Origin of the sequence: Paenibacillus ferrarius (assembly GCF_002027705.1) — a bacterium.
GTDB lineage: Bacteria > Bacillota > Bacilli > Paenibacillales > NBRC-103111 > Paenibacillus_E > Paenibacillus_E ferrarius.
The window spans coordinates 45,568-68,783 of the sequence record NZ_MBTG01000012.1 but is presented as its reverse complement, the minus strand read 5'-3'; the positions used below and the strand labels follow the sequence as shown (position 1 = coordinate 68,783).

26 protein-coding genes and 1 riboswitch are annotated in these 23,216 nt (G+C 44.8%); of the genes, 6 read left to right on the top strand and 20 right to left on the bottom strand.

Annotated elements, in window-relative coordinates:
- Positions 1-17: 17 nt before the first annotated feature.
- Genes BC351_RS13585 through BC351_RS13575 form a run of 3 tightly spaced genes read right to left on the bottom strand, consistent with a single transcriptional unit; the run spans position 18 to position 2,137 of the window.
- Positions 18-785 carry an ABC transporter permease gene (locus BC351_RS13585; protein ID WP_079412833.1) on the bottom strand — a complete coding sequence of 256 codons (768 nt, stop codon included), beginning with the start codon at positions 783-785 and terminating at the stop codon, positions 18-20.
- Positions 785-1,075, bottom strand: a complete 291-nt coding sequence (locus tag BC351_RS13580) for a thiamine-binding protein (RefSeq protein WP_079412831.1) — start codon at positions 1,073-1,075, stop codon at positions 785-787. The genes BC351_RS13585 and BC351_RS13580 overlap by 1 nt, the downstream gene beginning before the upstream one ends.
- A gap of 39 nt (positions 1,076-1,114) precedes the next feature.
- Positions 1,115-2,137: an ABC transporter substrate-binding protein gene (locus BC351_RS13575; protein WP_079412829.1), complete on the bottom strand. Its 1,023-nt coding sequence runs from the start codon at positions 2,135-2,137 to the stop codon at positions 1,115-1,117.
- A 228-nt stretch (positions 2,138-2,365) separates the two neighbouring features.
- Positions 2,366-2,474, bottom strand: a riboswitch (TPP riboswitch).
- A 189-nt stretch (positions 2,475-2,663) separates the two neighbouring features.
- Here BC351_RS13575 and BC351_RS13570 point away from each other — a divergent pair.
- The gene (locus BC351_RS13570; RefSeq protein ID WP_079412827.1) at positions 2,664-2,762 is read left to right on the top strand and encodes a YjcZ family sporulation protein; all 99 of its coding nucleotides are present in this window, start codon (positions 2,664-2,666) and stop codon (positions 2,760-2,762) included.
- A gap of 63 nt (positions 2,763-2,825) precedes the next feature.
- On the opposite strand, the gene BC351_RS13565 is transcribed toward BC351_RS13570, so the two are convergent.
- The 5 genes from BC351_RS13565 to BC351_RS13545 all read right to left on the bottom strand — a co-directional run bounded on the left by BC351_RS13565 (position 2,826) and on the right by BC351_RS13545 (position 7,907).
- A complete protein-coding gene (locus tag BC351_RS13565; protein WP_079412825.1) occupies positions 2,826-3,233 on the bottom strand; it encodes a VOC family protein in 408 nt (135 codons plus the stop codon).
- Positions 3,234-3,256: 23 nt separating this feature from the next.
- Positions 3,257-4,108: a patatin-like phospholipase family protein gene (locus BC351_RS13560; RefSeq protein ID WP_079412823.1), complete on the bottom strand. Its 852-nt coding sequence runs from the start codon at positions 4,106-4,108 to the stop codon at positions 3,257-3,259.
- Positions 4,109-4,415: 307 nt separating this feature from the next.
- Positions 4,416-5,981: a DUF3369 domain-containing protein gene (locus BC351_RS13555; protein WP_079412821.1), complete on the bottom strand. Its 1,566-nt coding sequence runs from the start codon at positions 5,979-5,981 to the stop codon at positions 4,416-4,418.
- The gene (locus tag BC351_RS13550; RefSeq protein WP_079412819.1) at positions 5,978-7,513 is read right to left on the bottom strand and encodes a HAMP domain-containing sensor histidine kinase; all 1,536 of its coding nucleotides are present in this window, start codon (positions 7,511-7,513) and stop codon (positions 5,978-5,980) included. The genes BC351_RS13555 and BC351_RS13550 overlap by 4 nt, the downstream gene beginning before the upstream one ends.
- Positions 7,514-7,526: 13 nt before the next feature.
- Entirely contained in the window at positions 7,527-7,907 is a 381-nt protein-coding gene (locus tag BC351_RS13545) for a hypothetical protein (protein ID WP_079412817.1), read from the bottom strand.
- Between the two features lie 315 nt (positions 7,908-8,222).
- On the opposite strand from BC351_RS13545, the gene BC351_RS13540 reads away from it, so the two are divergent.
- Both BC351_RS13540 and udk read left to right on the top strand, forming a co-directional pair.
- Entirely contained in the window at positions 8,223-8,540 is a 318-nt protein-coding gene (locus BC351_RS13540; RefSeq protein WP_079412816.1) for a hypothetical protein, read from the top strand.
- A gap of 113 nt (positions 8,541-8,653) precedes the next feature.
- Positions 8,654-9,289, top strand: a complete 636-nt coding sequence (udk, locus tag BC351_RS13535; RefSeq protein WP_079412814.1) for a uridine kinase — start codon at positions 8,654-8,656, stop codon at positions 9,287-9,289.
- Between the two features lie 54 nt (positions 9,290-9,343).
- On the opposite strand, the gene BC351_RS13530 is transcribed toward udk, so the two are convergent.
- Positions 9,344-10,501 carry an MFS transporter gene (locus BC351_RS13530; protein ID WP_079412812.1) on the bottom strand — a complete coding sequence of 386 codons (1,158 nt, stop codon included), beginning with the start codon at positions 10,499-10,501 and terminating at the stop codon, positions 9,344-9,346.
- Complete coding sequence (locus tag BC351_RS13525; RefSeq protein ID WP_079412810.1) at positions 10,491-11,033, bottom strand: hypothetical protein; 543 nt, start codon at positions 11,031-11,033, stop codon at positions 10,491-10,493. Before BC351_RS13525 ends, BC351_RS13530 begins: the two co-directional genes overlap by 11 nt.
- A gap of 171 nt (positions 11,034-11,204) precedes the next feature.
- On the opposite strand from BC351_RS13525, the gene BC351_RS13520 reads away from it, so the two are divergent.
- Complete coding sequence (locus BC351_RS13520; protein WP_079412808.1) at positions 11,205-12,320, top strand: aminopeptidase; 1,116 nt, start codon at positions 11,205-11,207, stop codon at positions 12,318-12,320.
- A gap of 103 nt (positions 12,321-12,423) precedes the next feature.
- Here BC351_RS13520 and BC351_RS13515 read toward each other — a convergent pair whose 3' ends face one another.
- Complete coding sequence (locus BC351_RS13515; RefSeq protein ID WP_079412806.1) at positions 12,424-13,905, bottom strand: L,D-transpeptidase; 1,482 nt, start codon at positions 13,903-13,905, stop codon at positions 12,424-12,426.
- 168 nt (positions 13,906-14,073) lie between these two features.
- Between BC351_RS13515 and BC351_RS43895 the strand changes: the two genes are divergently transcribed.
- Positions 14,074-14,208, top strand: a complete 135-nt coding sequence (locus BC351_RS43895; protein ID WP_279628337.1) for a hypothetical protein — start codon at positions 14,074-14,076, stop codon at positions 14,206-14,208.
- Between the two features lie 72 nt (positions 14,209-14,280).
- Here BC351_RS43895 and cyoD read toward each other — a convergent pair whose 3' ends face one another.
- The 5 genes from cyoD to BC351_RS13490 form a co-directional block, all read right to left on the bottom strand.
- Complete coding sequence (gene cyoD / locus BC351_RS13510) at positions 14,281-14,610, bottom strand: cytochrome o ubiquinol oxidase subunit IV (RefSeq protein WP_079412804.1); 330 nt, start codon at positions 14,608-14,610, stop codon at positions 14,281-14,283.
- 1 nt (position 14,611) lies between these two features.
- A complete protein-coding gene (gene cyoC, locus BC351_RS13505) occupies positions 14,612-15,229 on the bottom strand; it encodes a cytochrome o ubiquinol oxidase subunit III (protein ID WP_079412802.1) in 618 nt (205 codons plus the stop codon).
- Positions 15,229-17,202 carry a cbb3-type cytochrome c oxidase subunit I gene (locus BC351_RS13500; RefSeq protein ID WP_079412800.1) on the bottom strand — a complete coding sequence of 658 codons (1,974 nt, stop codon included), beginning with the start codon at positions 17,200-17,202 and terminating at the stop codon, positions 15,229-15,231. The genes cyoC and BC351_RS13500 overlap by 1 nt, the downstream gene beginning before the upstream one ends.
- Before the next feature lie 34 nt (positions 17,203-17,236).
- Positions 17,237-18,217 carry a ubiquinol oxidase subunit II gene (gene cyoA / locus BC351_RS13495; protein ID WP_079412798.1) on the bottom strand — a complete coding sequence of 327 codons (981 nt, stop codon included), beginning with the start codon at positions 18,215-18,217 and terminating at the stop codon, positions 17,237-17,239.
- 274 nt (positions 18,218-18,491) lie between these two features.
- Positions 18,492-18,752, bottom strand: a complete 261-nt coding sequence (locus BC351_RS13490) for a hypothetical protein (protein WP_079412796.1) — start codon at positions 18,750-18,752, stop codon at positions 18,492-18,494.
- Between the two features lie 247 nt (positions 18,753-18,999).
- Between BC351_RS13490 and BC351_RS13485 the strand changes: the two genes are divergently transcribed.
- Positions 19,000-19,752 (top strand): MBL fold metallo-hydrolase, encoded by a 753-nt coding sequence (locus BC351_RS13485; protein ID WP_079412794.1) that lies wholly within the window; start codon positions 19,000-19,002, stop codon positions 19,750-19,752.
- Between the two features lie 450 nt (positions 19,753-20,202).
- Here BC351_RS13485 and BC351_RS13480 read toward each other — a convergent pair whose 3' ends face one another.
- The 4 genes from BC351_RS13480 to BC351_RS13470 form a co-directional block, all read right to left on the bottom strand.
- The gene (locus tag BC351_RS13480) at positions 20,203-20,508 is read right to left on the bottom strand and encodes a magnetosome magnetite crystal formation protein family (protein ID WP_079412792.1); all 306 of its coding nucleotides are present in this window, start codon (positions 20,506-20,508) and stop codon (positions 20,203-20,205) included.
- Between the two features lie 134 nt (positions 20,509-20,642).
- Positions 20,643-21,827: an FAD-dependent monooxygenase gene (locus tag BC351_RS13475; protein ID WP_079412790.1), complete on the bottom strand. Its 1,185-nt coding sequence runs from the start codon at positions 21,825-21,827 to the stop codon at positions 20,643-20,645.
- A 119-nt stretch (positions 21,828-21,946) separates the two neighbouring features.
- A complete protein-coding gene (locus BC351_RS42225) occupies positions 21,947-22,096 on the bottom strand; it encodes a hypothetical protein (RefSeq protein WP_158082077.1) in 150 nt (49 codons plus the stop codon).
- A 234-nt stretch (positions 22,097-22,330) separates the two neighbouring features.
- A complete protein-coding gene (locus BC351_RS13470) occupies positions 22,331-22,987 on the bottom strand; it encodes a deoxynucleoside kinase (RefSeq protein ID WP_079412788.1) in 657 nt (218 codons plus the stop codon).
- Positions 22,988-23,216 lie beyond the last annotated feature (229 nt).

Here is a 23,216-nt window from a genome sequence, read left to right as displayed (position 1 = left end):
CCACACCTCCCTTACCTCTAGGATGATCGTTTCGCGTTCCAGCGAATAACCCATTTCTCAAGTCCGGCAATTAGCCAAAAGAATAGCAAACTTAGAACTACGATGATAAAAATAGCAACAAACTCACGGTCCGCACGAAAGGCAGATTTCTGCAAAATCATATAATAACCTAGCCCTACACCGCCTCCGAGCCATTCGGCAATAACTGCCCCCATTACACTATAGGTAGCTGATATTTTGAGCCCGGTAAATAGAGCAGGCAATGCATGCGGCAGCTCTAATTTATAAAAGATTTGCCGTTTGCTGGCACCAATCATCTGCATGTAGTTGTACATGCTGCGATCTGTTTGCATAAAGCCATCCAACGTTGACATCGTCACAGGAAAGAAACAGACCAGTGAAATTAAAATAACTTTAGGTAAGAGACCGAACCCAAATAAGATAATCAGAAGCGGCCCAAGGGCAATCGTAGGGACGTTCTGCGAGAGGATCAGAAGCGGATAAAAGCCTGCCTTTAGGACGGGCACTCGGTGCAAGCAGCTAGCAACAATAACACCAACTGTCACTCCGACGAAGAAACCGATTAGCATTAAACGGAATGTTGCAAAGGTGTGCATCCAGACGCGCGGCATATCGGTCGTGCCATCTTGCCATATTTTAAGTGGACTTGGCAGCAGCCAGCTGGCTGTGCCTCCCCAAGTTACTACAAGCTGCCATATAAGCAGCAGAAGGATGACCACAACTAGAGGTGGCCATCCTGCTCTGAACCAGCGCTGCTGTTTCATTATCTGTACTTCTCCGTCAGTTTGTCCATCGAGGCGCCAGACGGGTTAAAATATATTTTCACTTGCGAGATAACATTCGGACTGCCCATCTCAATCATGGCATCGTTCATATCCTGTATGATGGCGAGAAGTTGATCAAGTTCCCCTTCCATCGTTGTTTCCAGCGGGGACACGAAATATTTGACACCAGATTTAGCAATGACCTCGATCGCACGATCTACATAAGGAATTACGTCTTCGTTGTTTTTCGTTTTAGGAATAATTTGAATACTGACAAGTGCATTAGCCATGTTTATTTCTCCTTTCAAAACCTCACCTGAATTGGAAATTTATTTGGAGCTCACCGGTAAAAAATTATTCGTGAATGCAGCATCGACATCGAGGTTTTTCTCCAGCAACTTATGCTCCAGCATCCAATTCGCATAATTTTCCCAAACTGTCCGTTTTTGCTCGCCCCAACGAGGAGCATCGTCTTGATAACGAGTGCTGAGCCATTTCTGACTGGCCACAACAAGCTTTTTATCCAGATCAGGAACTGCTTTGATCAAAATGTTAGCGGCATCCTCTGGTTTGCTGATAGCGAACTGATAGCCTTTTGAAGCAGCGGCCACGAAAGCTTTAACGAGCTCCGGCTTTTCTTTGATCATTTTCTCATTCGTTGCCAAAACTGGTGTATAGTAATCTAGTTTATCGGAATACTTGTTCAAATAAATCATGTTCAGCGGCTCACCGCGCAGCTCAGCATCCACGCCTGTCCACGCGTAGTAAATCCATGCAAAATCAATATCCCGCTTCACTGCTGTGAAATAATCAGCTTCTCCAATATTGACGATCTTCACTTTGTTGGGATCTGCTTTCTCGGTTTGCATGAGGGAATCGATCATCGCACTTTCCGCAGGTGCTCCCCAACCCCCATAAGTTTTGTTTTCGAAATCTTTGGGGGACTTGATGTTCTTGGCTACCGGCGAAGCAAATCCGGATGTGTTGTGCTGGATGACAGCGGCAATAGATACCAACGGAACCCCTTGTATACGCCCTTGCGTAATGCTCTCCTGGTAACTCACGCCGAACTCCGCCGCACCTGAAGCGATCATGGCATCAGCGCCGCCTTCACCAGGTGCAATGATTTGTACATTCAGTCCCTCTTGCTCAAAGAAGCCTTGATCCTTAGCCACATACAACCCGGTATGATTCGTATTCGGTGTCCAATCCAGAACTACCTTGACATTGGTCAACGTTTTAACCGGTTTCGTCGATGCGCTTGCGCTTGGCTCGTCTGCTTGCTTGCCGCATCCTGCTAAAGCTACCGTTAAACTTACCAACATGAGTGGTGCAATTTTCTTCCATTTCATTCCTTGTTTCCCCTCTCGTCTCTCCATCCAACCATAAGAAAAAGCCCCCGTGATCCAGGAGCGCCAAAAGTAGAAAATGATAACCCCTAACGAAACAAGCCCGAAAGGACGTGCATTTGTGTGAATTCTCTACGCTGGCATTACTTCATGATTTAAAAGAAAAGATATAAAAAGCCGCAGAAGACAAATGTCTCTCGCGACTTATACGTTGACCAATAATACACTAAATTGTAGTGTATAATCATTCTCTGCGCTAGCATTAACTAGATCAGATCGGACGGTCAGCGGCATATCCCGCACTCTCAGCCTGACTGCTCAAGCTCCCGGATGGTGTTTATTCAATTCACATATGAGAAATATACCCCTACTGATCAAATTAAGCAAGTTATCCTTGAAAAATAAGTTGAACTAGTGAACCTACTCCAGTTCATTTCCATAAAATGGTCGGCTTGCCCAATCATAAGGACAAACATTTGCATAAGCTATCTTCGTAATACATTTTAGTTCTAAAGGAGAGTGCTTAATTATGGGCTACGAAGTCGAAGGCTACAGAGGTAACAGTTCCGCAGCTGTATTGGTTCTTTTCATTCTTTTGGTCATTATCACTTCCGCATTCGTATGGTAATAAGCAAGTAAATGTATTGAAAAATGCAGCATTTGGCTAACGCCAAGTGCTGCATTTTTTTATTCAACCGCCTAGATTCAACTGCCAAGACACACCGAACTTATCCCCGACCCAACCAAACCGCTCACTGAATGGATAGTTTCCCAACGGCATATAAACTTTCCCGTCTTGCGCCGGCTTTTCAAAAACACGATTAATTTCTTCTTCTGTTTCACAGGTAACATAAAGGGAAATTGAAGGCGTGAATGTGAATTCATGCTTCACACTGCTATCTATACACATAAAGGTTTGTCCATGCATAGAAAATGTCGCCTTCAGCACGCTGCCTTCCGCCCCAGCTTCATGAGGACCATATCGTTGAATGGTTAGGATTTCGGACTGATCAAATATAGAAGTATATAGGTTCATTGCTTCCTCAGCCTGCCCTTCAAACATGAGAAATGTTGTGACCTTTTGCTTAGGTGACTCCACTTCAACAGCTCCTTTCATACGGTTTATGTTAATAACCAACTTTTTAGCTGAGATCCCATTCGCTTAGCATCCGCATAGCCTAACTCATGCAGGTCTTCCAGCTTCTTCGGATTTTTCTCCATACGGCCCACGACCACTTTGGAAGATGGGCGAATAATGATCGCACTTCCCTCTTTTTCCATTTTTGCGATGGTCTCCAGTGTTCCATTATAGATTTCGCTTCGATTCACAAGTACATTCACCAAACCGTCATATTTCGGATAAAAACTTTTGGCAAGCCAACCTTGTTTGAATGGACTTTTTCGATAGCCTTGCTCTTTGGTAAGAACAATAATATGTTTCCGATTCCCATCTGCAACCGACTTCTGAACCGGAATCGGATCGACCAATCCGCCATCAAATAAGGTGCGGCCTTCATAATGAATCGGCTTTGCTACGAATGGCAATGAACTAGAAGCCTGAACAATGGGCATCGTTTGCTTCATAAGTTGATGTTTCGTGTAGTAAACAGGTTCCCCTGTATGCGCATCGGTCGTACCGATAGCGAACTGTTGCGGCGAATTATAGAAGGCATCATAATCAAAAGGAACTAACACATTCGGTAATTCATTGAAAATGAAATCCATCCCGAATATACTTTTGTGACGCCATAGATTACGGTAACTTAAATATCGGTGATCTCCAATATAGTCAATGGTCACTTTCTTATTCCGGCCAGGTTGTTTGGAGATGTACGAAACGGCGTTACACGCCCCCGCTGACACCCCTACAACATAGGGAAAATACCAATCCTGCTCCATAAAATATTCCAAGACTCCTGCGGTGTATACCCCTCGCATACCTCCGCCTTCCAGTACGAGTCCAACGCCTTGCATGGTGACACCTTCTTTCTATCTGTCTCAAGCCCTTTTCTAGCATACAGGAAATGTAAATTAAAAGAAACGCTCCTCTATCTTCGAAAAAGAGACAAAGAAGCCGATTTCGACCTATTTTCTTCGACGGATTCCGTTATTATCGTAGATTAACCGTAATTTTGCCGGATTTTACGAAGAAATAAGCAAGAGGTTGATATCGCTGACGCAGCACAAATAGAACCCTTATCCGAAGATAAGAGCTCTGAGTTGCCTATTGTTATTGCGCTTAATTTATTCCTGCATAACACGATGTGAACCATTAATGTCATTAACGTTGTTCTTTGTACAGCTCTTTAATGACCAAAAACTCGTCTAAATGGGAAAGAAAAATATCGACGATATCCGGATCGAAATGCTTCCCTCGTTCCGCCTTCAGCAAATCCAGAACACGATCCAACTCCCATGCTTTCTTATATACCCGATCGCTGCACAGGGCATCAAAGACATCGGCCAAAGCCGTTATACGACCATATAGGTGAATATCTTCTCCCTTCAGGCCCAAGGGGTAACCCGTACCATCATAACGTTCATGATGTTGTCCTGCGATAATTGCCGCAGCATTCAGCACTTGCTTGTTCGAATGCTTCAGCATTTCGTAGCCAAGATTCGAATGCGTCTTCATGATATCGAATTCTTCTGTCGTCAATGGACCTGGCTTATTCAGGATCGCATCTGGAATTCCAACTTTGCCGACATCGTGCATCGGAGAAGCTAGACGAATGACTTCTGCTTCCTGCTCAGGCAGCCCATATTTGAGCGCAAGGAGCCGCGAGTATTCTGCGACCCTTTTCACATGATGCCCGGTTTCCTTGGATCTAGTTTCCGTGATTTCGCCCATCGTATAGATGATTTCTTGCTGTGTACTCTCAAGTTCCTCATTCAAATAAAGGTTCTCGAAAGCCACGGAAACATTCGCGCAATAAATATCAACTAGATAACGCTCCCACTCGCTTAACGCCTTGAAGCCATTCATATAGATGACGTTTTCCATCCCCATTTTGCTTTGGAAATAGATCACAAAGCGATCCGAAGCAAAGCTGCTTTTCTTGGTTTGAAAAGCTTGCTCGATCTCTTCCAGCATTTCGCGTGGTACAACATCGCGTGCACGCTCGTCCTGATTCGAGGCATAATCGCCGCTTGCTGCTAGAATATAAATGTCCTCGACACCCTTTGTGACAGCGAAGCTGCAGTGAATCGCATTTTGGTGCAAATTTACAATCGATGTCATTTGCGTCAAGACGCCAGAGGCAAATTTCTTCATGGATTGCAATTCAAACAACGTCGAGGCCGATTTGATAATTTCTTCAAGTCCTGCTCTGCTTTTCTCAATCGTCTTCAAATCCCGATAAGAACGCAGCGCCGTAACCACAGTAGTAAAAAGCTTCTGTGTAGTAAGCTCCGTTTTTTCTTTGTAATCATTAATATCATAATCCATAATGACCGTGCGCTCAGGTGCTTGTCCAGGCTGGCCCGTTCGTAAAATAATACGGATTGCCGTATTTTTCAATTCCTCGCGAATGTACTTAACCGTCTGAAGACCTGCATCCTCATACTCCATCACAACATCCAATAAGATAAGTGCTGCATTCGGCTGCTGTTTCAACAGCTGTCTGGCTTCCAAGGCCGAATATGCACTGTGAAACTCAAGTTTCTTGCCAGCAAACTCGAAGTCATCCAGCACCATTTTCGTCACTTGATGAATTTGCTTCTCATCATCCACAATCAAGACAACCCATGGTTCCTGCTCGATGGAGGTGTCAACTGTAGCATCTGCAACTTCTTCCTCCGCAAAAAGAAGCTCGTCTTGGTCTATGGACCCAAATGAACTCGTCATAGCTCGGCTTCCTCCTCTTTCGGTATCGTAATGATAAACAAACTTCCTTGCCCTACTGTGCTGCAGCAATGAATGGTTCCGTTCATAGATTGGGTAACGAGGTTATAAACGATATTCATTCCTAACCCTGTACCACCTTTTCCACGGCTGGTTGTGAAGAATGGATCAAAAATATGATCCAACACTTCCTGCGGCATGCCTCTGCCGTCATCCGAATAAACAATAGTAATCGTTTCTTGATCATCTGTAACACGAATACTTAAACTGCCTTCTTCCTCGATGTCGTAAGCATGATTCAATGAGTTCATAACCAAATTCGTAATCAACTGAGATAAAGCGCCTGGGTATGTATAAAGATTCAGTCGAGCATCACAATAAACATCCACGCGAAGCTTTGTTTTCTTCAGCGTTGGCTTTAAGCTGGCGATGATTCCCTCTAAATATTCTTTCAGATGAAACGTTCGCTTCACTTCAACACTCTGATCGACGGAAATTTGCTTGAAACTGCGCACCAAAGAGGATGCGCGTTCCAAATTGGACTGCACCATCGTATTCGTTTCTCCGACAATAGACAGAAAATGTTCCAAATCCGACTTTTTCATTTTACCAGCTTCATACAAGCTTTTGAAATCCTTCGTCTTCTGATCCAAATAGGAGACAGCAGTAACACCGATTCCGATCGGTGTATTAATTTCATGCGACACTCCAGCTACAAGATTTCCTAAGGCACCCATTTTCTCTGATTGGACAAGCTGTTCCTGGGTTTTCTGCAAAGTATTCAAAGCATGCTGGAGCTCTTGGTAGCGTTCATCCAAATTTTTAACCATATCATCAAAGGCTTCAGAAACCTCAGCAATTTCGGGAGAGGCTTTGAACTGTAAATTAGGCAAATCTCCACCTTGCTTAACTCTCACCGCGGCTTCCCGCAACCGACTTAATGGACGAATAACGATTAACCGCAAAATAAGCCACAGCAGGGCTGATAAACCAACAGCAATAGAAATCCCAACGATGAAAATTAGCTTAGTCCGATCTTTGAGCAGTTGTGCTTCTTCCGATGAATCGAAAATAACTTCCACCGCCCCGACGACCATGCCATCCTCTTGAAGCGGCGCGGTTAACCGAACAATCGGTTTATCGCTTAATTCCATGGGCACGCGGTCTACGATCGTTTGATCTTGCTTGGGGATGACTATATTGGCAGGATACATATGCTTGCCTACTTCTTTCCGATTGGAAGCTGCAAGAATTTGACCTTCTTTGTTATATAACTTCATTTCAAGTACACGTGTATTCTTATACTGAATATAGTCAAAAATTTGCTGTACATCGGTAACGGACCGCGATTCCTCATAGCGCCCATTGATAGCCATGGTCATACCGCTGATTTGACTCACATAAGCCTGACGGATCGATTGATTTAAGCTCATTGTATCGAAAACCATCATGGTAGAAATCATACTAACCGTTACTACAGTGACTAGGAGCACAATTCGCTTCTGCAAGCTCATTCTTTTGGGTTGAAATGACATGTGTGATTTGCTCCTACTTCACTTCAAAAGTGACAGTCTTGCTGACGTCATAAGGGGTATGATCATTATTATGTAAGGAGACCTTAACTTCATGTTGACCTTTGCTCAGGTGTTCATAGACTTTGACGGGTTGTGTCAATATTTCTTTTTCACCTTTATCCAGCGAAAGATGGACATGTCCTTCTCCCTCTTTGCGTGCCTGGTCATAGTGTTCTTTGGAGAGCTTTAAATCTGTTGTCAGCGTAAGCGTAGCAATGTCCCCTTTGACCTCTGTGCTCACTTCAAGCGTAGGTTTATAAGAGCTTGCTGAGACCTCGTTTTTTTTCGATGATCCGCACCCGGAAATCACTAGGGCTGCGGCGGAAATTATTATCAAACCTTTGCCGATATTCATATTTCATCCCCTGTATCTGACACTAATTGTCTAATCATGTCAAAAAAAACTATCATCTTTAGATTATGAATATTCGTGTGTTTTGTCCACTTTTATTTTGGATTGTTGCTTAATCCCATTAATTATTTATGTATTCATAATTTTCAGACTTTTATTGTCGAAATATCGACGGAACGCTCACATTTTGCGCTTACCCAGGAAATAATTTCATTTCCCAACGAGAATGATTTCCCCAGCTTTGGAGCAATGTAGTAAAGCCACTGTTCTATTTTAGAAAAAAAACGATAACTATGATTCTTAGGAGGCCACTTCCCCATGACACAAAACAATCAGCATCAGCAGCCCCTTCAGCACGCCATTGATACAGCAGATTCTGCCATTCTTCAAGCTCAGGATGCTGAACATAAACTGCAAGTTGCCATTTCTCAGGCCAATCCTCAATCCATCCAATCGGCGCAAGCCGCGCTCACGCAAGCCAAACTGCAAGTTCAAGAAGCCCATGAACAGCTTCAAACTTACAACAATGAACAGTTCGGACAACAAATCAAGCAGACGATGGAACAGCTTTCACAAGCTACTCAAGATCTCGACATCAATCAGAACAAGTTCCGCACGCCAAAACAGATTCGTTAAGCGATTCGGATAGAAAAAAGTGATCGAAATTCGATCGCTTTTTCTTTTTATGTCAAGACTATGGTAAACTACTGTGGAAGGTTTTCAAGTTATTTGGGGAGGCACTACATTTCATGCTCGTTATCGGAATAGCCGGTGGTACCGGATCAGGAAAAACAACAGTAGCCAGGTCGATTATTAATAAGCTGGGTTCCACGAAAGTGACCTTAATTTCACAGGATAATTATTATCTTCATCATAGCGGTCTTACATATGAAGAACGGGAACGCATTAATTATGATCACCCCCGTGCATTTGAAAATGATCTGCTGCTTAAACATTTAAATGAATTGAAAAATGGCAATCCTGTCGATATTCCTGTGTACGACTTCTCGCAGCATGCCCGTTCTCAGGAAACGATTCGCATTGATGTGAAGCCGATTGTCCTGTTGGAAGGAATTCATGTTCTGACGGATGAAGAGCTGCGCGGCGCCTTGAACATCAAGGTGTTCGTCGACACAGATCCGGATGTGCGCATCCTTCGCCGATTGTCCAGAGATATTAATGAACGCGGCCGTTCGCTGCAATCTGTCTTTGATCAATACATGACAACCGTGAAGCCGATGCACGATGCTTTCATTGAGCCCTCCAAGAAATATGCCGATATTATTATCCCGGAAGGCGGAGAAAACCAAATCGGAATCTCCATGCTGACCATTTTAACAGAACGGTATATGACGGATCAGGCTGCCAGCTATGAAATTGGCTAACTCACAAATAAAAAAAGACACTCTAAACCTTTACGAAGGCTTGAGTGTCTTTTTTCATGCGGCTTTATGTTTAAAAATAAGTCCTGACAAAGCAAACAACAGATATATGAAGCTTATCAAATAAAACATGCTGGCTACATGCAAGTAGCCAATTGCAAAGCCTCCGATCAGCGGACCCGCTATGCTTCCAACGCTGTATTGAATAGAGGCAATAACGTTCGCTGTCGGCAGCAAATGCCTAGGCAAAATATCTGCTGCATATGCTAAGCCTAATGAAAAAAAGGAACCTACCATCCCCCCGGCAACACCAAACAAAAGTCCAATCCACCATGGATTGGAGCCGGCAAAGGGAATGCATGCAAACGCCAAGGCGCCGATAAACCCCGTCGCAATAAGAATAGATCGCCTGCCGATGCGATCGCTCCAAATGCCTAACGGCAGCTGCATGATCAGACTGCCTACGCCAATGATCGGCAGCAGGACACCTATATCCGATTCACGGAGACCCACGCGTAAGCCATAAAGCGGAAAATTACTGTTCATCGAGGCTTCCATATACCCGAACAGCAAGGATGTCAGGAGTGGAAACCAGGCTAATCTAAACACCATAGAAGCCCTCTTATGTATAGCTTCTATGCGCTCTCCTCGCTCAGGGCGTTCATTCGTCAACTTCCGGACGAGCAGCAGCACGATGACAAAGAAGCCGCTCGTGATCAAAAAGGGAAACCAAATGCCTATTTTGAGCAATGTGATGCCGATAGGCCCCAAACTGAATCCCAGGCCATAGGCCATCCCGTATAGCGAGATATTCCGTCCTCTACGTTCTTTGGGGCTGGAGGTTACGATCCATAATTGAGTCGCATAATGCAGTGCGCTGTCCCCCACGCCAACGAGCAGCCGCAGAACAAACCAAACGGCCGTCTGCTGCCATAGCGGGAACAGACATGTTGCCAGGATAATCATCCCCATCCCCACCATGATGACCGGCTTGTAGCCAAAGCGCCTAACGGGTTTCTCAATGAAAAACACGGTAGAAAAAATGCCGATATAAAGTGCCGCCGCGTTCAACCCATTGGCATCCGCGGAAACACCTGATCGATCAAGAAGTATCGTTAGCAGCGGCAGCAGCATGCCTTGACTCATTCCTGCAACGACAATCACCATAATTAATATGATTAACTTATAGTTCGAATTGGATAGATTAAGATTCATGACGTAAATCCACGGTTTCCCATCGATCCGCATAATCGTGCAGCTTCACATTGAGAGGAACATGGAATTGATTAATAATGAAGAGCCTGAGCTTCTTAATCCATTCTTTAAAAGAAGGATAGCTGATGAATTGGTTCGCATAACGGTCACTGATGCACAAGAAATGAGGTCCTGGCGTTTTGTCTGTCAAGAAATGGAGGGAAGTATCCATGGGTGTATATTTCTTGCGTTTTCCCTCCCATGTATCCAAATCCAATTGAATCGTGGTATCAGCATGTTTTAGAAGGCTTTCGAGATGTTTCACGCGAGCGTAATACGGCTCCTTGCTGGGAATGTCCATTCTTCGAAGTGTCTCTTCGTGCTGCGGATAAAAAATGGCCCTTACAAACTTGCGTTCTTCAGCCAACAAAGTAAAAGCTTGCATGTCTGCTTCTGTCCAGTCCTCAAAGGTCTCAAACACAAAGACAGTCCCTTTGCGTGTTTGTGGCGGCTCTACGTACCCGAATGGGACTTTAATCTGATCTCTTGCCATAATGTCCTCCTCTGGTTGAGTACTCTTGCTGAGTATGATTTACTATATTGGCTAGCTATCTATTGTAGCATACCCTGCCAAGCCTAAGAAATGATTGCTCACATTGGCTTTAGCTCTTGTAGTGCGATATAATTTCTAAGTATTAATTTTAAATTAAGGGAGACCTAACGAATGAGAGATCCACGACTGCAAACTTTTGCCCGCAACATTATTCGCTACTCGGTAAGCCTTCAACCCGGCGAGAACATATTGATTGAAATGATTGGCGTCAAAGATCCTGAGCTTGCCAAATGCTTGATTGAAGAAGTATACGCGGTAGGCGGCAAACCATTCATCGAGCTTCGTGATCCCATGATTACCAGAAGTTTGCAAATGAAAGGCACTCAAGAACAATTCAGCGAGTGGTCTGACTTTGAGCTCGCACGCATGAAGCAAATGGACGCTTATGTGGCTGTGCGCAGCGGAGACAACATTACTGAGTCATCCGATGTGCCTGAAGATCAAATGAAACTTTATCTCAAGTATTTCCAGCGTCCGCTCTTCGACGAGCGTATTAACAATACGAAGTGGTGCGTCATGCGCTACCCGAACCCTTCCATGGCTCAACTGGCAGGCAAAAGCACGGAAGAATTCGAAAACTTCTACTTCAATGTGTGCAATCTGGATTACAGCAAAATGGCTGTCGCCATGGAATCGCTTGTTGATCTCATGAATCGGACAGACCGTGTACGACTTGTTTCCAAAGGAACAGATCTCAGCTTCTCCATCAAAAATATTGGTTCTGTCCCTTGCTCCGGCCTGAGAAACATCCCGGATGGCGAAGTTTATTCCGCTCCTGTGAAAGACTCTGTGAATGGCGTAATCAGCTACAATACGCCTACGATTTACTCCGGTACTTCGTTCGAGAACATTGTGCTCCGTTTTGAGAATGGACGCATTGTTGAAGCAACCAGCAATGATACGAAGAAATTGAATGACATTTTGGATACGGATGAAGGCGCGCGTTATATCGGTGAGTTCGCCATTGGCGTAAACCCCTATATCCAACATCCTATGAAAGATATTTTATTTGATGAGAAGATTGACGGCAGCATCCACTTTACACCAGGGCAAGCCTATGAAACCGCAGATAATACCAATCGTTCCTCCGTTCACTGGGATATGGTATTGATTCAACGTCCTGAATACGGTGGCGGCGAAATTTACTTTGATGATGTGCTGATTCGCAAAGATGGACGCTTCGTGATTCCAGAGCTTGAGAAGCTAAACCCCGAAAACTTAATGTAGTTAACGATAAAAAAGCAGTTGAGGCCTCTGGTTCACCAGAGAGCTTCAGCTGCTTTTTTCTATGGAATATGAGGAACATTAGCCTCATTAACGATCATAATACTTAACCCAGCCAATGAAATATCACCTTTTCCGGCGATTGGTCAAGAGCAGGCTGCTTCGCTGGAATAAGCGTTTCGGTATGCTCAACCGGTACAGCGGCAGCCGAGTTCCACTTCGCAGCTTCAATCTGGACTTCGGTCCCTTTGGGGACAAAAGGAAACAATTGCTGCACGTCCTCATTCGAGAGCCGCACACAACCCAGCGATTTATCGGTGCCGATCGAGCTCTCATCATAGGTGCCATGAAGAGCAATGCTGCCCAGCCCCAATCCCGCGTCGCCATAACTGAGCACATGGCTGCCTTTGGGCTGTTGAACGCGGTCCAGCACGATGAAATCCCCCTGCGGTGTCCCCCCGTTGGCTCCAAGCCCGATTTCCTTATCCCAGATTACATAGTCGCCGCTCACCAGCTTCAAGTGATGCTCAGCTTTATTAATCTCAATGTGGACGGGTTCATAAGGAATACGGCCAACGCCTGATGCGTTTGCGTAAAACATCTGCTCCGGATCCACTGCCTTGCCATCATAGACCCATCCGCCTCGACCGTTATAAGCCGCTGAGACCTCATTAGAGCCTGTTTCAGCCTCGTTTGGAATAAAGCTTAGGTAGTTGTTTGGATAGTCCTGTAGAAGCGAATCCAGGCTCTCTGGAGCATTTCCGTGATCCTTCTTGTAGCCTTCCAGCGCCGTACGAACTAAATTAGCACCAATCGCACTAAGCGGTTGGTGCTTGTCATACTCGGAATTAAGGAATCGAATTCGTACAGAGTTATCTGATGCTGGGTAATACTGAGCGACGACAATCGCGCTTTTCGTTAAAGCGTCATTGGTGAGCAGCATTGTTTTTCCTTTATTGGTATTATCCAAGGAAACAACGCCATAAATGAGAATGCTGCGATTAGGCATTTCATCTGCTAACACTAGCGCCTGCTTGTGCAGGGCATTTTCAATCTCCTCGTTTTTGGTATCGGGCGCCAAGTACATGACGAATGGGACATCAACCGTCTCATAGGTAATATCGCTCCCTACTCCCCATACCTTCATTTTGGAGATCGTTTTGTAAATCGGACTATCTCCCACGAACAGCAGCACCAGCAGCAAGTTAAGGACGAGCAGAACGAGCAGCAGTGTTTTCAAGAAAGGCGGCAGCAGCGGCTTATTCTTCCCTGGAAATGCTTGCTGCAGGCTTGCGGCATGCGCAGCTTGTTGTTGGTCTAGATGTTGAATGGCTCGATTAGCAGCAGAATAAAACGGCGAAGGATACGTTCTTAGCACTTCTTTGTAATGAAAAACAGCTCGCTTCACATTGCCTTTCAGCTGGAATTTCTGCCCAATTTTGAAATGAGCTTCTGGCGAGTTGGCATCCAAATACCGTATAACTTTCTCATAGTATTGAGGATCGGAAGGGCTTACAAAGAAATTCTTGTGCAAATGAATCAGATTGTCATCCAGATGGTTGCGAAAACGCTGGTTTCGGCGAATCATTCGGCTCCTCTCCGTTCTATGTAGTTGCTTGTCCAATCATGGTGTTGATACATTTAGTATCTCTGATACATAATGTATCATATTGATTTTGGAAAGACAACCCTTTTGTTCTTCCCCTGAATGATTGGTCTGCGTTTAGCAAAAGCTGAAACACGGAGGTGATCAACCATGGGTGGAAGAAACAACAAACCGAAGAACACCGGACCTGCCGGCAGCCCTTCTCGCTTGGATCAATTCGGGGAGAAAGCCGTTCAACAAGAAAAACAAGAATCCAAAGAGCAAAAAAGACTACCGATTCTTTAAGGCATTAACGAAAGACAAAGACGCCCTCACCTATGCAAGATGAGGGCGTCTTTTTATTAACCAAATTCACACTTAATGCGCAACTTGGTTGTAAGTCATAATCCAGATGGAACCAGCGACAATTGTTATTAAGATAACTAAACCAAAGATCAGCGCCATGATGTTCCATTTCGCGTTCTCGCCTTCCTTCACATGCATGAAGAACAGGAGTTGTACGCAGAATTGCAGAATCGCCATAATGAGAATCAAAACCAGCGTACCAGTTCTGTTCAGCATGTGATTCATCACCACGACCAATGGGATGATCGTCAGGATAATCGATAAGGCGAAGCCCAGGATATAAGATTTCAACGAACCATGAGCGTCATGATTCTGATGTGAATCTGTATGCGGTTGACTCATCTTACATCACCCCCATCAAGTAAACGATCGTAAATACGAAGATCCAAACCACATCAAGAAAATGCCAGTACAACGAAATAACTGCGACTTTGCGCTTCGTTACTGCTGTAATCCCTCTACGTTTCAACTGAATCATGAGTCCCACCATCCAGATCAAACCAACCGAAACGTGCAAACCATGCGTTCCTACCAAAGCGAAAAAGGCAGATAAGAATGCGCTCGTGCTGATTGTTGCTCCTTCATGATTAACCATGGTAATAAACTCATTCAGCTCTAAACCGACGAATGAAGCTCCTAGCAGCACGGTAACAGCTAACCAGCCAAGCAATTGCTTCATGTTCCCTTTGTTCATGCCAAGGACGGCTAGACCGCTTGTGAAGCTGCTCGTAAGCAAGATGAAGGTCTCGGCAATGATCCCTGGCATCTTAAATAGTTCTTCCGGTGTTGGTCCACCGTTCGTATTCTGGTGCAGAACCATATAGGTCGCAAACAACGATCCAAAAAGAATACAGTCCGTTATTAGAAATATCCAAAAACCAAACGTTTTGAGCGATTCGTGATCATGCTCATGGTCGTGTGCATGGTCGTGCTGACCACCTTGCGCGGCTGCATGTGCCATTAGACTTTCGCTCCTTTCAATGCGGCTTCTGTACGTTTCACTTCATCAGCCGGAATATAATAATCCGTATCATACGAGAACGAACGTGCAATCATACAGATCCCAACACCGATTAAAGCCGGAATTGTGAGCCACATCCAGCCCCACACAAACCCGAATCCGGCAAAAAACCATAAGGCCGAAATGAGGAATGGAATAGCTGAATTCTTAGGCATATGAATCGGTTCATACACTATCGGTGCCGACGGCTTAGCGGAGGCTCCTGATTTCTCCTTCTCTTCCCACCAAGCGTCTGCTTCGCTAACTTGCGGCAGCACAGCAAAGTTATAGATCGGTGCCGGCGAAGGAATGGACCATTCCAGTGTCCGGCCATCCCATGGATCTCCGGAAACATCCGGCTCTCTGAATTTAATCGAGTGGGCAATTTGCCACACTTGGAAGAGGAACCCGATCCCCATCAGGAAACCACCGACGGTGGATACCAGATTGAGCGGTCCCCAGCCCATATCGAAGCTGTACGTGTAGGTACGACGCGTCATACCATCCAAGCCCAAGAAGTATTGCGGCATGAAGCACACGTAGAAGCCAATGTTCCACAGCCAGAAAGCCCATTTCCCTAAATGCTCGTTAAGCTTGAAACCGAACATTTTTGGCCACCAGTAGTACAGTCCTGCGAAGTAACCGAACGCTACCCCACCGATCAACACTTGGTGGAAATGCGCAATCAAGAAGTAACTGTTATGGAACTGGAAGTCTGCAGGTGCAACCGAAAGCAGCACCCCGGTCATCCCCCCAATGACGAAACATGGAATGAACGCGACTGTCCACATCATTGGCGTAGTGAATCGAATTTTACCGCGGTACATCGTGAAGAGCCAGTTGAACACTTTGGCTCCTGTCGGGATAGCAATCAGCATGGTACTGATGGCGAAAAAGGCGTTGACATTCGCGCCGGATCCCATGGTGAAGAAGTGATGCGCCCAGGTGAAGAAGGACAGTAAACTAATAATCAACATGGCGAACACCATGGATTTGTAACCAAACAACTTCTTTTTGGAGAAGGTTGACACCACTTCCGAGAAGATCCCGAAAGCAGGAACAACAACAATGTAAACCTCGGGGTGCCCCCACATCCAAATCAAGTTGATGTACATCATCGGATTTCCTCCACCATCCAAGGTGAAGAAGTGCGCGCCAAGGAAGCGATCCAGGAACAGCAGCGCAAGCGTCACTGTTAAGATCGGGAATGCAAAGATAATCATGATACAACTGGAAAATACGGACCATGTGAACATTGGCATTTTCATCAATTTCATGCCTGGTGCGCGCATTTTCAGAATCGTTACGATAAAGTTAATCCCTGTTGCTAAACTGCCGATACCTGAAATTTGAATACCCCAGATATAGAAGTTTTCTCCCACGCCGGGACTATGCGACATCTCTGAAAGCGGCGGATAGCTCAGCCATCCTGCATCTGGTGATCCACCGATAACGAACGATACGTTGAACAGCATCGCTCCCCAGAAGAACATCCAGAAACTTAGCGAGTTCAGAAACGGATACGCGACGTCTCTGGCTCCAATTTGCAGAGGAACAACGATATTAAACAAACCAAACATCAATGGCATCGCCATGAACAAAATCATAATTACGCCATGTGTTGTAAAAATTTGATTATAGTGGTCTGCTTGCAGAAATTCACTATTCGGCATAGCCAACTGCAGACGCATCAGAAGTGCATCCACGCCGCCGCGGAACAACATCATAATCGAACAGATGATATACATAATACCAATCCGTTTATGATCGACGCTTGTTAACCATTCACGCCAGAGCCAGACCCATTTTTTGAAATAGGTCAGCACGAATACCATGGCGACCATTGACAGTCCAATACTGACTTGAGCGCCTAAGATGAGTGGATCGCCCGTTACGAAAAATTCCGATGCGAACTGTTTGATTGTATCCAACATGAGCATGACTTCCTTTCTTTGAAGCTTCAGTCGATCACTTCGTCGTTTTCATTTGACTGTGGTCCATTTGATGTTCCATCGTTCCATTCTTATCTGAACCCGAGGATTTTGGCGTTTCTTTCGTGGTTTCAGCTGCTGCGCCATGTCCACTGTGAATGGATTGGCCTTTCGTATATTTCGTAACAATTTTCTCGAACAACCCATCAGGAATTGCTGAGAAATATTGAACGCCAGACTTGCCTGGCTTCGCTAATGCTTCGTAGCTTTCCATTGTAAGCTTATTTGGCACTTTTTTCGTTTTGGCTACGAATGCATCAAAATCCTGCTTGGATGTTGCATTCACGTCAAAAGTCATATCCGCGAAGTGTTCGCCACTGAAATTTGCCCCTGTCCCGAAATAATGACCAATCTCATCCGCTTGCAAGTAAAGCGTCATGGCCATGCCGGACATCGTGTAGATTTGGCCGCCAAGCTGCGGAACCCAGAATGAGTTCATCGGCGCATCCGAGGTCAGTTCGAACTTAATTGGCGTGTCCTCCGGTATTTGCAAATAGTTAACGGTTGCGATACCCAGCTCCGGATACGTGAACAACCATTTCCAATCAAGGGATGTCACTTGAACCGTAATTGGTGCTTTATCGGATTTCAATGGCTTAGATGGTTCGAGCGCATGCGTGTAACGGATAGTTACAACAGCCAGCGTCGCGATAATGACGATCGGAATTGCCCACCATACAACTTCTAATGTTGTACTGTGTGCCCAATTTGGTTTATAAGAGGCTCTATTGCCCTCTTTATCCCGATACCGCCAAACAATCCAGGCCGTAAGAGCAAGCACCGGCACGAGGATAATCGTGCATAACACGGTTGATATCATAATTAAATCTCTTTGTTCGGCACCTACAGGACCTTTGGGGTCCAATACCATCGGTTGAGTACCGCAGCCTGCCAGAAGCACAATCATGGCAATCATCATGACGGGCATCAAAGCTTGTACGAATTTTCTTTTCTTCATTCCGCTAACCTCCCTGTCCGCAAATCTGCAAAATGCTCATTTCTCATTTTTTTATTTAACTTGCATGATATCGTTCTATTAACAAGATATCAAATTGCGCTTAAAAGTACACATCCATAAACATGACTTAACAAATACGTCAAAGGATCGACGTTTTACTGTAAAACAAATGTCACAGAACGTTTGTTGACTATTATGAAAATGTATGAAAACCAAAAAGCCCTTCAAGTTACTCACTTGAAAGGCTTTATTCAATTGTTTAATTGCCGGAACCTTATTCAGACTTCGAAACAGCACGTGAATGAACCAGATGAATCGCTGTCCGAATCACATAAATATGCACACTGCCGACCATGAAGCCAACGCCAACCATTAATGAAGCATTGCGGTCACTAAAATGATTTATGTTGAGCAAGCTCAAAACTAATCCTATACCTAGTAAAGCCCATGCCGCAATCGTCATCATCTTCACTAATGGCATCACATCGCGCTCATTGTGCTCAATACTACTGATTGAAATAGCTTTATTCGCCATATTTATCACTCCAAACTCAAATGTAAGTGCTTAATAAATATAGTATACCACAAAAAAAGAATTTTGTTCATATTTTATTCACACGTTGCTCAAATTTTAGACAAAACTAAGTCTGCAAGCGCTAAAATAATATTCACTTGACTTTTAAACTAAATTATGTTATATTTAAATATTTATTTGACATATAACCTCCTTTTAGATAAGATAGCCCTATTCTTTCTAATCGATTTTCCATGGAGGGTTTCTGATGCAAATTGCTGCTGGTCTTTTTGTGCTTGAACTAGCTGTTCCTATGATGGGCGGTATAGACGTTATCCATCCCACACTTTTACTCGATCAGCATGGCGCCGTTTTAGTGGATACCGGTTATCCAGGTGTCTTCCCCCTCATTCGCAAAGCGATGGAACAACATCATGCAGCTGTGCAAGACCTACACACGATTATTATTACCCACCAAGACATTGATCATATCGGCAGCTTGCCGACTATTAGGCAAGAATCCCCTCAGAAGCTGAATGTACTAGCTAATGAATTAGAAAAGCCTTATATTCAAGGCGACAAATTGCTGATTAAAATTACACCGGAAACCATCGACAAAGCCGTTGCAAGTCTGCCTGCGGATACTTCCCCCGAGTGGCGCAAAGCTTTTCGCTCAACGCTGGAGAATCCTCCCAAGGGCGAGGTCACCGGGCTTCTCGCAGACGGTCAACAGCTGCCTTATGCAGGCGGCCTTACAGTCATTGAAACGCCGGGGCATACCCCTGGCCATATCAGTCTTTATCATACCCCCAGCAAAACATTAATTGCAGCCGATGCATTGGTCATCGTGGACGGTCAACTTCTAGGACCCGTGCCGGAATACTGCGTTAACTATGAACAAGCCTTGCAGTCAGTGAAGAAGCTTACAGCGTTTGATATTGAAACCGTGATTTGTTATCATGGCGGCGTTTATAGAAACAACGTCAATCATCGCATGGCTGAGATCGCGGCTGATCTTTAATTTCTGGGAAACACAAAGAGCTGTCCCATAAGTAGATAAACTACTTGAAGACAGCCCTCATTTGTTCTAACACTTTCCTCATTGCCTTGTTGCAGATCTGCTCTAGTTCCACTCGTAATGGCCACATTCATAAAAATTCCTGCAATTGTGCATCCTTTTTACTCTTGGAGTAGCCCCAATCAGTAAATTCCTGCAATTGTGCATGCTTTTGAGGATTTCCCTGCATTAGAAGCCCTAAAAGATGAAAATACCTGCACATTTGCAGGTATTTCCACTTTTCAACCGAAATCACCCAAAAATCCCTGCACTTTCGCAGGTTTTCCCAAACAGGTGAACCGAACTAGAAACCCAACAATCCCACGTCATGCTGCAAAGTATGAACTCCATAAGCGATCGACGCTTGAACACTAAACTCGGCTTATCGCAAAGCCTTATTTATGTACGTCAAACTTATTTCAAAAGCGTGTAATTGCCGATGATCGGCAGAGGTTTGACTTGACCTTGTGCGGCAGCAACAATACCAAGAATGGCAAAAATAAAAATCGCCAAGTTCACCAGCGGCAGCAAGAGAAAACCAATAAACGGAATAATACTCAAAACCACATTGAGAATAACAGCCACTACCAGCAAGGTGAGACCTTGGTTTGCATGATACCACGCAAATTTTGAATCTTTGGCCAAGATAAGCGGGATGAAAAACAAGATGTACCCTACAATAGCCATACCCTTATTACTTTGAATATCCGTTGAATCCATGGACAGCACCTCTTTTTCTCAAAGTTTACTCTTTCATTATATTCGGAGTTTTCCATCAATTCTATGGATTTTTCATAATTCCAAAAATATTTTTCAAGTAAAATCGGTCATAGGCGGATCTGCCTTTATCGGACTTACACACGATGCCCCAGCAGACCGTCCAGTTGTTTGATTTGCAGCTTCGCCGGCAATCGGCTCAGCAGCTGATTACGAAGCACCGTCCCCAGAGGGCTGCTCATCTGTACGAGGCGAGCCATTCTTCTGGACTGCTTTACCACTTGGTAGACGCGCGGCATCCGAATCTTCTCATAATCGGTCAAAGCAGCCCGCATCGCCTCACTCGAATTTACATCCACTTGCGCAAGTCTACTCGTCAGCACATAAGCATCTTCCATTGCTTGTGCTCCGCCTTGTCCCAAATTCGGCAGCATCGGGTGTGCGGCATCTCCAAGCAGCGTGACCCTGCCGATGCTCCACCGAGCAAGCGGTTTGCGATCATAAATATCATGAACCAGAATAGAAGTCTCCTTTGTTGCCCGGATGACATCCTCAATAGGATCATGCCAGCCTTCAAGCTGCTTAAGAACAAATTCTTTCTTATGAACAATCTCCGAGCCGTGCGCTGCATTGATCGCAGCGAACCAATAGACCTGATTCTCACCGATTTGCGAGAAGCCGAAGCGCTTCCCTTTGCCCCATGCTTCAAATCCCCCGCCGATCTCAGCCAAATACCGCTGATCCGTATAGGGGGTTATCCCGCGCAAAGCCTTAAAACCCGAATACCGCAGCAGGCTGCGACCAAACAGCATATTCGCAGCTTGTGAATGAATGCCATCTGCTCCGATGAGGATATGCCCCGTATCTGCCGTTCCATCCTCAAATCGAACCGTGACGCTTTGCTCAGCCTGCTCCAGAGCCATCAGTCTTTTATTCACATGCAGCGTTACTCGCTCATTCAGGTGTTCGACCAAGATACCTTGGAGCTTGGCTCTATGAATGAGGTAACTGTAGGTTCCATATAAAGCTGCTTGCTGATCTACCGGCACCGCCGTAATGGCTTTGCCCTGCCAGCTGCCAATGTCCGCTTTCCCCACTTTAGCTCCCGCCTGCTTTACTTTCTCCGCTAATCCGAGCTTATCCAATACATGCAGAGCATTCGCGGCAAGGACAAGCCCTGCCCCGAATTCGGAGAGTTCTTGTTTTTTTTCATAGATGACGATGTCCCAGCCTTGTTCCTGCAAGAAAAGGGCGGACATTAAACCACCAATGCCAGCTCCCAGAATGAGCGCCTTTTTTGAAGCAGGTGCGCTACTGTTCATGTCAGTTTCCCACTTTCAGCCATTTCCATCTACTGTACCATATCCATAGCAAGACAAAAACTCCTTAAATAAAGCACTAAGGAGTTAAGATGCAAAACTGCACGTAGTTGTTGGAGAGATTAGGTGGCAACCAATTGCTGCTGAACTTCAACTAATTCAAGATTCGAAAAAAAACGGCTAAGCTTTGCCATTTTCTCTGTTGCTGCCAATTGAGGCATCGGTTTGGACATCGGCTTTCCTTGATAACATACGATAAATAACAAATTCATCACCTTAACCTTCAATGAATTCTGGTTCGATACAAATTGTATCACACTTATGTATTCCCGACAATATCAGATTCTATTCGCTAAATAATTGTAAGTTCTCAGGACTATATACCCGCAAGTCCCCTCTTTCAAACAAGCATTTCAAAAAAGAATTAAAAAACTTTTTAATTCGACATCAAATGCTAGCTTCTATATAATACGAAAGACCCCCTCATAATTGAGGGGGTCTCCTAATCACATGATAGATAATTCTGAAAGCTTAGCACGCACTTGATCAACTAGCGCGGCAGCGTCTTCCTCGCGATTCACAACATCCACCCGATCCATATCGACAATCAGCACTTCTGAGGCGTGATAATGGTTCATGACCCAGTCATCATAGCCCGACCACAGCTGTCGATAATATTCGACTAAGGATTCATCTTGTTCAAAGCTGCGGCCGCGCAACCCAATACGATGCAAAACCGTATCAAAGGACGCTTTGAGGTATACCATGAGATCAGGCGCCTTCTTAGGAAGCTCAGCCAGCTCGGCCATCATATTGTCAGCTAATCCTTCATAAACATCAAATTCCAGTTGAGAAATACGGCCCAGCTCGCGATTTACTTTCGCAAAGTACCAATCTTCATAGATGCTGCGATCGAGAACATTGCGATTATGTACCAATGCCTGTTTAATCGCCTTAAATCTTGTATTCAGAAAGTGCAATTGCAGGAGAAACGGATATCGTTTCTTCTCAATCTCTTCCGGAGATGACGTATAAAATAACGGTAATATCGGATTATCATCAACACTCTCATAAAATACATTTGAATTCAGCTCTTGTCCCAGCAACGTGGATACTGATGTCTTACCAAGACCGATCATTCCCCCAACCACAATCACAGCCATTGACCCCTTTCTCCTTCTGCCCATTCATAATCTACCAATAGTCAATTCTCACAAAGCTTCCCTATTATACAAGGAATTCTATGCGGTGGGAACCCACTTTTTTTACCTGTCCCTCTCCTGGATTGCTCATATTCTACATATTTCAGGAAATCCTCAACGGAAACGTCACAAAATAATCCAAGATCATTTGTGATTATTTCTGCGTTCATGCTGTCACTACTTATATGCG

Bases quoted from the DNA above. Each gene is read 5' to 3' on its own strand.
- BC351_RS13585 (WP_079412833.1), bottom strand. From the start codon at position 785: ATGAAACAGCAGCGCTGGTTCAGAGCAGGATGGCCACCTCTAGTTGTG.
- BC351_RS13580 (WP_079412831.1), bottom strand. From the start codon at position 1,075: ATGGCTAATGCACTTGTCAGTATTCAAATTATTCCTAAAACGAAAAAC.
- BC351_RS13575 (WP_079412829.1), bottom strand. From the start codon at position 2,137: ATGAAATGGAAGAAAATTGCACCACTCATGTTGGTAAGTTTAACGGTA.
- BC351_RS13570 (WP_079412827.1), top strand. From the start codon at position 2,664: ATGGGCTACGAAGTCGAAGGCTACAGAGGTAACAGTTCCGCAGCTGTA.
- BC351_RS13560 (WP_079412823.1), bottom strand. From the start codon at position 4,108: ATGCAAGGCGTTGGACTCGTACTGGAAGGCGGAGGTATGCGAGGGGTA.
- BC351_RS13555 (WP_079412821.1), bottom strand. From the start codon at position 5,981: ATGACGAGTTCATTTGGGTCCATAGACCAAGACGAGCTTCTTTTTGCG.
- BC351_RS13550 (WP_079412819.1), bottom strand. From the start codon at position 7,513: ATGTCATTTCAACCCAAAAGAATGAGCTTGCAGAAGCGAATTGTGCTC.
- BC351_RS13545 (WP_079412817.1), bottom strand. From the start codon at position 7,907: ATGAATATCGGCAAAGGTTTGATAATAATTTCCGCCGCAGCCCTAGTG.
- BC351_RS13540 (WP_079412816.1), top strand. From the start codon at position 8,223: ATGACACAAAACAATCAGCATCAGCAGCCCCTTCAGCACGCCATTGAT.
- udk (WP_079412814.1), top strand. From the start codon at position 8,654: ATGCTCGTTATCGGAATAGCCGGTGGTACCGGATCAGGAAAAACAACA.
- BC351_RS13530 (WP_079412812.1), bottom strand. From the start codon at position 10,501: ATGAATCTTAATCTATCCAATTCGAACTATAAGTTAATCATATTAATT.
- BC351_RS13525 (WP_079412810.1), bottom strand. From the start codon at position 11,033: ATGGCAAGAGATCAGATTAAAGTCCCATTCGGGTACGTAGAGCCGCCA.
- BC351_RS13520 (WP_079412808.1), top strand. From the start codon at position 11,205: ATGAGAGATCCACGACTGCAAACTTTTGCCCGCAACATTATTCGCTAC.
- BC351_RS13515 (WP_079412806.1), bottom strand. From the start codon at position 13,905: ATGATTCGCCGAAACCAGCGTTTTCGCAACCATCTGGATGACAATCTG.
- BC351_RS43895 (WP_279628337.1), top strand. From the start codon at position 14,074: ATGGGTGGAAGAAACAACAAACCGAAGAACACCGGACCTGCCGGCAGC.
- cyoD (WP_079412804.1), bottom strand. From the start codon at position 14,610: ATGAGTCAACCGCATACAGATTCACATCAGAATCATGACGCTCATGGT.
- cyoC (WP_079412802.1), bottom strand. From the start codon at position 15,229: ATGGCACATGCAGCCGCGCAAGGTGGTCAGCACGACCATGCACACGAC.
- BC351_RS13500 (WP_079412800.1), bottom strand. From the start codon at position 17,202: ATGTTGGATACAATCAAACAGTTCGCATCGGAATTTTTCGTAACGGGC.
- cyoA (WP_079412798.1), bottom strand. From the start codon at position 18,217: ATGAAGAAAAGAAAATTCGTACAAGCTTTGATGCCCGTCATGATGATT.
- BC351_RS13490 (WP_079412796.1), bottom strand. From the start codon at position 18,752: ATGGCGAATAAAGCTATTTCAATCAGTAGTATTGAGCACAATGAGCGC.
- BC351_RS13485 (WP_079412794.1), top strand. From the start codon at position 19,000: ATGCAAATTGCTGCTGGTCTTTTTGTGCTTGAACTAGCTGTTCCTATG.
- BC351_RS13480 (WP_079412792.1), bottom strand. From the start codon at position 20,508: ATGGATTCAACGGATATTCAAAGTAATAAGGGTATGGCTATTGTAGGG.
- BC351_RS13475 (WP_079412790.1), bottom strand. From the start codon at position 21,827: ATGAACAGTAGCGCACCTGCTTCAAAAAAGGCGCTCATTCTGGGAGCT.
- BC351_RS42225 (WP_158082077.1), bottom strand. From the start codon at position 22,096: ATGAATTTGTTATTTATCGTATGTTATCAAGGAAAGCCGATGTCCAAA.
- BC351_RS13470 (WP_079412788.1), bottom strand. From the start codon at position 22,987: ATGGCTGTGATTGTGGTTGGGGGAATGATCGGTCTTGGTAAGACATCA.